A 9,057-nucleotide genomic window follows, 5' to 3' on the forward strand; every position below is an offset into this window, starting at 1 on the left:
CCCCCCCCGGCCGCGCGGCCCCGGGGGGCCCCGGGGGGGGGGGGGCGGGGGGGGGGCCGCCCCCCCACCCGCGACCGCGAACCGGTGGATCAGTTGCGAACGGGATACCGGAACACGATCCGGCCGCGGGTCAGGTCGTAGGGCGTGAGCTCCACAACTACCTTGTCCCCCAGATAGATCTTGATGTAATGCTTGCGGATCTTGCCGCTGATGTGCGCGAGAACCTTGTGCCCGTTCTCGAGCTCCACCCTGAACGTCGTACTACGGAGACACTCGACGACCAAGCCGTCGAGTTCGATCCCCCTCTTGATCCTCGTCATCGCACCAACTCCACGTTGCTGTTCACCGGACGAATCCCGAGGCCGTCGAACAATGCCGACGCCGGTCGATTCGACTCATGGACTTCTGCCCAGACCTCGCCGACACCGGATCGGTGCAGCGTTCCCAACGCGTGGGCAAGCAGCGCCCGCGCGATACCGCGGCGGTGCTGGTCAGCACGCACCGCGACCAACCCGATACGCGGCTGGTTCACCGTCTCCACCCGGATCACACCCAGGTATCGATCCGACGTCGCCGCCACCGCGTACATCGATACATCACCGATGGTGTCGCCGTCGGGACGAGCGAGCACCTCCGCGGGCATCGACTGCCAACCCAGAGTGGCCTCGACTTCCGCGCGGATCTCCAGATCCACTGCCCGCAGCAGACTCTCGTCCACCGCACCGGCAGGCACGATCCGCACATCCGACGGCAGTTCCACGTTCTCCAGTCCGGTGACCCGAGGGTCGGTCGGCACCAGATATTCCCATTCACGACGCCGGACCGCGAAACCGGCTCGCCGCCAACACGCCGTCAAGTCGACGTCGGCCTCATCGACCACCGTGTACAGCGGCGCGGGCAATCCCGCTACCATCGCCTCGGCCAGGAGGTCGAATGTGGTGTCATGCCAAGCATCGATACTGACGAACAAACGCCCATCGGGACGGTGTTCAGAAAATGTACGCCCGACCACAGCGTCCAAGCGGTCGTCTATCGCATGCCATTGCCCGTGATCGACACGCGTGATCGACACGACGCGCTCGTCCGGGCCGGATACGAAAGAATTCGTATTCATCGGAGTCTCTTTCCAAGAGTACCTAGATCTCAGGCACTCCCCGCGACACCGGACGTCAGCCGCCGGACCGTGACGGACTGAGGGAGCACCCATGGGTGATTGTGTTCATGGGTCTCACCTCCTTCAACGCTTTCACGGTCGACAACAGCTTAACGGTGGTCTGCGTTTCACGCAAATATCTTGCGCGGCTGGGGTTTACCACGGTGCGGGCAGCCCGGTTGTCAACGGATTCAGGCCGACGCGCCGTGCACGGACGAGTGTCGATCCGGTGCGGTGGGGTCGAATCCCGTCAGTGCGGCGGTGCGCCTCGCCCGGGCCGCCTCGACGTCGGAAACCTCCATCCTTGCGGTCGCGCGGCGCAGGATCGGAGGCGCCATCACGGAGGTCACGACCGCCACCAGGATCAGGATCGTGTACGCCTCGATGCCGAGAACACCGATTCTGAGTCCGACCATCGCGATGACGACCTCGATGACTCCGCGCGCGTTCATCCCCGCACCGAGTGCGATCGACTCGGTGCGGCCGAGGCCGCTGAGCCTTCCGCCGAGCAGCGCCCCTGCGAATTTCCCGACGATCGCGATCGCCAACGCCGCCGCCGCGGCGATGAGCATCGGGGCCGTCACCAGTTTCGACAGGTCCATGCGCAGGCCCGCGGTCGCGAAGAAGACAGGGGCGAGCACGCTGCCGACCACGCTGTTGAGCGGGGCCAGCGCCGACAACTCGACGCCGCTGGAGCCGAGCAGGGCGCCGCAGACGAAAGCCCCGAGAACTGCTTCCATGCCCAGTGATTGAGTGGCAGCCGCGGCGGCGAAGAGCAGGACGACCACGGTGCTCAGCACGTTGTTCATACCTGTGCGCCGGGCTCGGCGCATCACGACGCGCGCCACGGGCCTGCCGAGCACGACAGCGCAGACGATGACCGCCGCGATGGATCCGAGGGAGTATGCGACGCTCGCCGCGGACAGACCGTGCGCCGCGAGCGAGGTGACGATCGACAGCAGGAACCAGCCGACCGTGTCATCGATTATGCCCGCGGTCATGATCAACTGGCCGATATCGCGGTGGATGAGGTTCAGTTCGGTCAATGTTTTCGCGATCACCGGGATCGCGGAGACACAGACGGCGATGCCGATGAACATCGCGAAGACCGTCGGGGTGGTGTGCTCGGGGCGCAACGGGGTCGGCGCGAACAGGCCCGCCCCGACGCCGAGCGCCAACGGGATCACCAACCCGCTCAGGCTGACCACCGCGGCGCTGCCGAGCCGCCTGCGAACCTGCCCCAGGTCCAGTTGCATGGCCGCGAGGCCGACCAGCATCAACACACCGACCTGGCCGATCGCGTCCAGCAGGTGCAGCTGTTCGGCCTGCGGCGGAAACAGCCATCGCGACACCGCCGGCAGCACATGTGGCAGCAGCGATGGCCCGAGAACCACTCCCGCGAGCAGCTCGCCGACCACCGAGGGCCACCCGAGTCTGCCCACCAGGCTCCCGAAGGTACGGGCGAACAGCAGCAGCACGGCCAGCTGAACCAGCAGGACCAGGAGTCCGTGCGCGGGGATCGGCGCGAGGGGGCCGACAGCCGTGGTCATGCCCGGAGTTCCTCGGCGGCGAGCCCGAAATAGGCGCAGTACAACTCGACCTGATGGGTGAGCATCGGTTCCCCGTAGTGGACCGGATGTCCGAGCGTCTCCGCCAGACGCAGCAGGCGGGTCCGTCTCGGTCTCATGACGATGTCGGCCACCAACGCGCCGGGACGCAGGCAGGCCGGGTCGAACGGCAGTTCGTCGGTCGGGCCCAAACCCAGTGGGGTGGCATTGATCACGATGTCGGCCGCGCCGAGGCCCGCGCCCGCCTCGACACGGCCCGGCCACCTCGATCCGAGCCGGTCCACGATCGCGATCATCCGATCACCGTCACGGTCGTACACCGTCAGTCGGGATGCCTCCGCATCCAGCAGCGCCGCCGAGACGGCCGAACCGGCCCCGCCCGCACCGATCACGGCCACCTGCCGACCGGCAGGCGAAAAGCCGTGCGCCACGAGTCCGGCCACGAAGCCCGCGCCGTCGAAATTCGCTGCGTGCCATGACCCGTCCGGCTCGCGGCGCAAGGCGTTCGCGCTGCCCGCGAGCGCCGCGGCCGGGCTGTGCACGGCCGCGTGGCGCAAGATGTCGATCTTGTGCGGCACGGTGATCAGCAGGCCACGCACATTCTCGATCGCCTGTAGGCCGCGGACCACCGAATCCAGGTTCTCGGCCCGCGCGTGCACCGGGATCACCACGGTGTCGACACCACGCTCGGCGAGCAACCCGTTCATCAGCGCGGGCGCGCGCACCTGGGCGATCGGGTCCCCCAGGACCGGGATCAACCGCGTCTCTGCCCCGATCTCCGGTCGCCGCAGCGGATGGGTGGAATTGGGCATGCCCAATTCAAACGGACGCTCAGCGGCCGGAACACCGTCAGTTCGGGTAGTTGTCCGGGCCATGGACAGGTTGCGACGATGGCCCACCGAACTGTCCGTGGTCGCCGTGGAAGAAGGTGCGCAGATGACCGACATACTGCTCCTGAATGGACCGAACCTCGGGATACTCGGGGACCGAGAACCCGAGATCTACGGCTCCGACACGCTGGCCGACATCGTGACGGCGGTGAGCGACGAAGTAGCCGACGCGGGCTGGAAGGTGATCGCGATCCAGGACGAGAGCGAAGCCGAACTGATCCGCGCCCTACACGCGCACCGATATTCGACCGCCGGGGCGATCGTCAATCCGGGAGCGCTGATGATCGCGGGATGGAGCTTGCGAGACGCCCTCGCCTCCTACCCGCCGCCGTGGATCGAGGTGCATCTGAGCAATGTCTGGGCACGCGAGCAATTCCGCCACCAGTCGGTGACGGCCGCACTGGCACAGGGCGCCGTCGTCGGCCTCGGCGCCTTCGGGTACCGGCTGGCCGCACGGTCACTGCTGCACCTGCTCGGCTCCGACCGATAGCTGTGCACCGGTCGGTGCGCCTACCTTGTCCGCTCGCCGCCGCCGAATCCACTTGGTCGCCGTTATCACGAGCAGCACGACGATGATGCTCGCGATGATGGGCAGTGGGTGCCCGAGCAGTAGCGGCCCCGCCACATAGCCGCCGCCCATGAATACCGCGATCCACACCGTCGCGCCCGCCACGTTGAAGGCCAGGAAGCGGCGGAACGGGTATCGGGTCGCGCCCGCGAGCACCGGCAGGGTCGCTCGCAACGGCGGGATCCACGAAACCGAAATGATGGCCGAGGCGCCGCGCGGGCGCAGAATGTTCTCCCCCCGGTCGAGCACTCGCCGCAGCCTCGAGCGCGGGCGGCGCGAAATCCAACCGTCGAATCGCCGCCCTGTGACATACGCCAGGCTCATGCCTGCCGTCCCCGCCGCCACCATCAGCACGAAGACACCCGGCAGCGATATCTCCCCGTCGGCGGCCAACGACCCGGCCAGGATCACCAAGGGCTCACCCGGAAACAGCATGCCGATCGGAAACCAGAACAATGCCGCGGCGATCAACGCGAACGCCAGGTACAGCAGCGGCCCGTGGATGCCGTCCAGGATTTCGGTGATGTCACCCATGGTGCTCGTGCCCCGATCGTCGACGTTGTGCTGCCCGACGCTAGGTGTGGGCGCGCTGATTCGGGATCACTCGGCCTGACGGGATTGCCTACCTTCGAGCAGCGCCGCCGACGACTCGGACATCGGAAACGCCGAAAAACTATGAGACCGCGTAGTTGTCGTCGGAACCGAGCGGTGACCACGATAGTGCGCAGCGGCAGCAGGCTCCCCCGATTCTCGGACAGCGGAGGAAAGATAGTGAACTTCTCGTTCAGAGAGTATTTCCGCTGGTGGGCCGGACCGGCCGCGGCGGCGGGATTCGCCTTCTACGGCTTTCCGGTGGATTTGTTCTTCCTCACCATGCAGATTTCCCACGACGGAGACGATCCGCGTCGCCGGATACTCATCGCGCCGCGGCTCGAGGTGAACATCGAAGGGCTGTGGCTTCTCGACGACGCTGCCGACTAGCCACCGAACCGCTCACGAAAGACAAGGTGTCGTCATGACCGACAAGGCGTTCGAGTTCGCCGTGATAGCCGCGCCGAAGGATCGGAAGCAGTGGCTGGAGGCAGCCCGGCAGGCCGAAGACCTCGGGTACACGAGCCTACTGAGTTCCGACGTGCTGACGGCGCCGTCGCCGTTTCCCGCCCTCGCCGTGGCAGCCGGGGCGACGACGACATTGCGGCTCGGCACGTGGGTGATCGCCGCGCCCCTGCGCGGACCGCGGATGACGGCCTGGGATGCCCACACGCTGTCGGTGCTCAGCGGCGGGCGATTCGATCTCGGTGTCGGAACGGGGATGCCGTTCGTCCTCGAGGACGCGAAGAAACTGCTCGGCCTCACCCCTGGTTCGGCGGCGCAACGGCTCACACAGGTGGAACAGACCATCGACGAACTGCGCGCCCTCGACGGAGCCGACGGTCACACCCCGGTGCTGATCGCCGCGGGCGGCCCGAGGGCTCGTGCGCTGGCCGCGGCCAAGGCCGACCGGATCACGGTCGCCTCGGGTCCGTTCACCACCAGGGACGAGATCGCCGCGCTGGTGGCACGAATCCGCGAACAGGCCGGGGAGCGAGGCGCGGACCTGGAATTCGTCGCCCCGATCTACGTCATCGGAGACGAAGCGCCGCCGCAGATCTCGCGTCTGCTGCGGACCGACATGCGAACCCTCGTCGAACGGGACTCGCTGAGCATCCTGCGCGGGACCGCGCGGGATATGGCCGATGAACTACTGCGTCGCCGCGAGCGGTCGGGGATCTCGTCCTTCACGATCAACGCGGTGTTCGCCGAGCAGTTCGCCCCGGTACTCGACCTGCTCGGCGCCTCCCGCGCGGTGCGGTAGCGGCGCCGGCTATCCGTGCGCCAACCATCAGATCTGGGGATGTGAATCCTCCCAGCGAGCCCTACTACTGGGAGCATGGCACTGAAGATCGGTTACAAGGCATCGGCCGAGCAGTTCGCCCCGCGCGAACTGGTCGAGTACGCGGTCAGCGCGGAACGTCACGGCCTGGACAGCGTCTGGATCAGCGATCACCTGCAACCGTGGCGGCACGAGGGCGGGCACGCACCGTTCTCCCTGTCCTGGCTCGGTGCGGTCGGGGAACGCACCGAGCGCGTCCAACTCGGCACCAGCGTGCTCACCGCCACGTTCCGGTACAACCCGGCCGTGGTCGCGCACGCGTTCGCCACCCTCGGGGTCCTGTACCCCGGCCGGGTCGCACTCGGCATCGGCAGCGGCGAGGCACTGAACGAGGTGGCGGTCGCCCGCATCACCTGGCCCGATTTCAAGGAGCGCTTCGCTCGCCTGCGCGAAGCGGTGACGCTGATCCGGCGGCTGTGGACCGAGGACCGCGTCACGTTCGAGGGGCAGTACTACCAGACCACCGCCGTATCCATCTACGACCGGCCGGAGGCTCCCGTCCCCATCTACCTCGCGGCGGGCGGCCCGGTCATGGCCAAGTACGTCGGCCGCGCGGGCGACGGTTTCATCTGCACCAGCGGCAAGGGCATGGACCTGTACACCGAGAAGCTCCTGCCCGCCGTGGCGGCGGGCGCGGACCAGACAGGCCGTGATCACAGCGCCATCGACAAGATGATCGAGATCAAGCTCTCCTACGACCCTGACCCGGACCTGGCGCTGGAGAATTGCCGGTTCTGGGCGCCGCTGTCGCTCAGCGCCGAACAGAAGGCCGGTTTCGAGGATCCGGTCGAGATGGAGAAGGCCGCCGACGAACTCCCCATCGGGCAGGTCGCCAAGCGCTGGATCGTCGCCTCCACCCCGGACGAGGCGATCACCCGGATCAAGCAGTACGTCGATGCCGGATTCGACCACTTGGTCTTCCACGGCCCCGGTCACGATCAGGAGCGGTTCCTCACGAACTTCGCCGAGCAGGTGCTCCCCGGACTGCGCAGTCTGACTCCCGTGCTTGTGGGACAGTCGAATTCACCGGCCGAAGTCCGCTAGAAATACACGCGGGGCCGCGACCGGATTCGCCCGAACTTCGATCAACCAACCTTTTGGAGAGACATGTCTGTTCTTGTCATCGGTGCGTACGGCAGCGTGGGCGGCTATGTGGTCGATGGGCTGCTGTCCGCCGGAAGCACGGTCCGCGGGACGAGCCGGTCGCCGCGCGCCGGTGCGTCGCGCGACGACGTGGAGATGGTCGGTCTGGATCTGAATGTGCCGCAGACCCTGCCCGCGGCGCTGGAGGGTATCGAGAAGGTCTTCCTCTACGCCAACCCGGAGAGTATCGGTGAGTTCGTGAAGGCGGCCGAGGCCGCCGGGGTGGCGCAGGTGGTGCTGCTGTCGTCGGCTTCGGTGGTCGAACCCGTCATGCAGAAGAGTCGGAGTGCGCGGATGCACTCGGTGGTGGAGGAGGCGTTGCGGGAGTCCGGGATCGGGTGGACTTTTCTGCGCCCGACCACGTTCGCCACCAAGCAGCTCAGCTGGGCCGAGGCGGTCCGGGCCGGGGAGAAGTTGCGCATTCCTTTCCTGCAACTGCGCACCGCATCGATTCACGAGCGCGATATCGCCGATGTGGCGGTCCGGGCTCTGACCCGCGCCGGGCACGACGGAAAGGAGTATTGGCTGACCGGGCCGCAAGGTTTGACCCAGCAGGAACACATCGACGCTATCGGGGCGGCGATCGGGCGGTCCATCGATGTCGTCGAGTTGGCGCCGGAGGAGGTCGAGCCGAGGCTGATCCGGACGGTGGGCGAACTGATGAAGGCTCCGTGCGTCGTGACATCCACCATCGAGGAGATCACCGGAGCGCCCGCCCGCTCGTTCCGGCAGTGGGCCGAGGACCACGCCGAAGACTTCAGCTGATCGAACAGGAACACGCCGGGTGATGAGTACCACGCATGTGCATTATGTCCAGCAATTGTTGACCCATTTCGACGCGGATCCCGATCGTGTCGCGGTGGTCAGTGGCGGTGTCGCGGTGTCGGCGGGTGAGTTGGCCGAGGCGACGCGTCGGGCCGCGGCGGTGATGGGTCGCCACGGTATCGGTCGTTCGGATGTGGTGGCCGTGCTGACCGAGCCCAATACCGCCGCCACGCTGATCCTGCAGTGGGCGGCCAATCTGGTGGGGGCCACCGCCGCGCATCTGCGTTGGGTGCATCCGGACGCACCCGACGACGAGTTGCTCACCGAGTTGCGGCGCACCGTCGGCGTGGATTTCGGTGCGCGGATGTTGGCGGTGGATCCGGCCAACGCGGTGCGGGCCCGTAAGTTGTCGGCGGAAGCGGGGGTTCGGCCGGTGCTGGCCGTTCTGGGTTCCGGTGGTCCCGATACCGTGGATCTGAGCGCCGGTTCCGAGGACGGGGTGGGCGCGTGTGCCGATGTCGTCGACAGCGATATCGCCGTCATCACCCAGGTCAGGCTGCCGAGCGGCCGAGATGGCGTGTGCTGGGCCTTCGGTGTCAGGAACGAGATGATCTCCTCGGCGCCGTGCCTGCTGCCGAGGGCCGTCGGCGCCGCGACGAGCCTGCTGATCACGACACCGCTCATCCACACCGACGTGTTTCTCGCCGAAGATACGCTCGTCACCGGTGGAATGGTTGTGCTGCACAACGGTTTCGACGCCGCGGCGGTACTGCGCGCGGTCGCCGAGCATCGGATCGGTCGCCTCATCCTCGGACCGTCACAGGTGTACGCACTCGGCGAGCATCCCGACCGGGCGGGCACCGACCTGTCCAGCCTCACCGAGCTCTATTGCAGCGGCAGTTCGGGACCGAGGGAGGTTTTCGGTCCGGTGCTCATCCAGGTCTACGGCACCACCGAAACCGGCGTACTCACCATGCTCGCACCCCACGACCACGACCGAGCACACACCCGAACCACCGTCGGACGACCACTGGACC

General features: G+C 67.1%; 11 protein-coding genes. 6 read left to right on the top strand and 5 right to left on the bottom strand.

Going from position 1 to position 9,057, the window contains the following annotated elements; all coding sequences use genetic code 11:
- Positions 1-89: 89 nt before the first annotated feature.
- The 4 genes from infA to IT779_RS25635 form a co-directional block, all read right to left on the bottom strand.
- Positions 90-320 carry a translation initiation factor IF-1 gene (infA, locus tag IT779_RS25620; protein WP_196151954.1) on the bottom strand — a complete coding sequence of 77 codons (231 nt, stop codon included), beginning with the start codon at positions 318-320 and terminating at the stop codon, positions 90-92.
- A complete protein-coding gene (locus IT779_RS25625) occupies positions 317-901 on the bottom strand; it encodes a GNAT family N-acetyltransferase (protein ID WP_232542074.1) in 585 nt (194 codons plus the stop codon). The genes infA and IT779_RS25625 overlap by 4 nt, the downstream gene beginning before the upstream one ends.
- 443 nt (positions 902-1,344) lie before the next feature.
- Positions 1,345-2,703 (bottom strand): cation:proton antiporter, encoded by a 1,359-nt coding sequence (locus IT779_RS25630; RefSeq protein WP_196151956.1) that lies wholly within the window; start codon positions 2,701-2,703, stop codon positions 1,345-1,347.
- Positions 2,700-3,533: a shikimate dehydrogenase family protein gene (locus IT779_RS25635; RefSeq protein WP_196151957.1), complete on the bottom strand. Its 834-nt coding sequence runs from the start codon at positions 3,531-3,533 to the stop codon at positions 2,700-2,702. The genes IT779_RS25630 and IT779_RS25635 overlap by 4 nt, the downstream gene beginning before the upstream one ends.
- A 124-nt stretch (positions 3,534-3,657) precedes the next feature.
- On the opposite strand from IT779_RS25635, the gene IT779_RS25640 reads away from it, so the two are divergent.
- Positions 3,658-4,101: a type II 3-dehydroquinate dehydratase gene (locus IT779_RS25640; protein ID WP_196151958.1), complete on the top strand. Its 444-nt coding sequence runs from the start codon at positions 3,658-3,660 to the stop codon at positions 4,099-4,101.
- Here the strand turns inward: IT779_RS25640 and IT779_RS25645 are convergent.
- Positions 4,069-4,713: a DedA family protein gene (locus tag IT779_RS25645; RefSeq protein WP_196151959.1), complete on the bottom strand. Its 645-nt coding sequence runs from the start codon at positions 4,711-4,713 to the stop codon at positions 4,069-4,071. The two genes, IT779_RS25640 and IT779_RS25645, sit on opposite strands and share 33 nt — an antisense overlap.
- A gap of 237 nt (positions 4,714-4,950) precedes the next feature.
- On the opposite strand from IT779_RS25645, the gene IT779_RS25650 reads away from it, so the two are divergent.
- From IT779_RS25650 to IT779_RS25670, 5 genes are all read left to right on the top strand, one after another.
- Complete coding sequence (locus IT779_RS25650; RefSeq protein ID WP_196151960.1) at positions 4,951-5,160, top strand: hypothetical protein; 210 nt, start codon at positions 4,951-4,953, stop codon at positions 5,158-5,160.
- Positions 5,161-5,194: 34 nt separating this feature from the next.
- On the top strand, positions 5,195-6,034 hold the full coding sequence (locus IT779_RS25655) for an LLM class flavin-dependent oxidoreductase (protein ID WP_196151961.1): 840 nt from the start codon (positions 5,195-5,197) through the stop codon (positions 6,032-6,034).
- A gap of 75 nt (positions 6,035-6,109) precedes the next feature.
- Positions 6,110-7,156: a glucose-6-phosphate dehydrogenase (coenzyme-F420) gene (gene fgd / locus IT779_RS25660; protein ID WP_196151962.1), complete on the top strand. Its 1,047-nt coding sequence runs from the start codon at positions 6,110-6,112 to the stop codon at positions 7,154-7,156.
- Between the two features lie 63 nt (positions 7,157-7,219).
- On the top strand, positions 7,220-8,020 hold the full coding sequence (locus IT779_RS25665; RefSeq protein ID WP_196151963.1) for an SDR family oxidoreductase: 801 nt from the start codon (positions 7,220-7,222) through the stop codon (positions 8,018-8,020).
- Positions 8,021-8,042: 22 nt separating this feature from the next.
- Positions 8,043-9,057 (top strand): AMP-binding protein (locus IT779_RS25670; protein ID WP_198428910.1); only part of this gene is annotated, 1,015 nt, incomplete at its 3' end.

Origin of the sequence: Nocardia bovistercoris, assembly GCF_015674855.1 — a bacterium.
Lineage (GTDB): Bacteria > Actinomycetota > Actinomycetes > Mycobacteriales > Mycobacteriaceae > Nocardia > Nocardia bovistercoris.

Coding starts and splice junctions, on each gene's coding strand:
- IT779_RS25630 (WP_196151956.1), bottom strand. CDS start 2,703: ATGACCACGGCTGTCGGCCCCCTCGCGCCGATCCCCGCGCACGGACTC.
- IT779_RS25665 (WP_196151963.1), top strand. CDS start 7,220: ATGTCTGTTCTTGTCATCGGTGCGTACGGCAGCGTGGGCGGCTATGTG.
- IT779_RS25640 (WP_196151958.1), top strand. CDS start 3,658: ATGACCGACATACTGCTCCTGAATGGACCGAACCTCGGGATACTCGGG.
- fgd (WP_196151962.1), top strand. CDS start 6,110: ATGGCACTGAAGATCGGTTACAAGGCATCGGCCGAGCAGTTCGCCCCG.
- IT779_RS25655 (WP_196151961.1), top strand. CDS start 5,195: ATGACCGACAAGGCGTTCGAGTTCGCCGTGATAGCCGCGCCGAAGGAT.
- infA (WP_196151954.1), bottom strand. CDS start 320: ATGACGAGGATCAAGAGGGGGATCGAACTCGACGGCTTGGTCGTCGAG.
- IT779_RS25645 (WP_196151959.1), bottom strand. CDS start 4,713: ATGGGTGACATCACCGAAATCCTGGACGGCATCCACGGGCCGCTGCTG.
- IT779_RS25635 (WP_196151957.1), bottom strand. CDS start 3,533: ATGCCCAATTCCACCCATCCGCTGCGGCGACCGGAGATCGGGGCAGAG.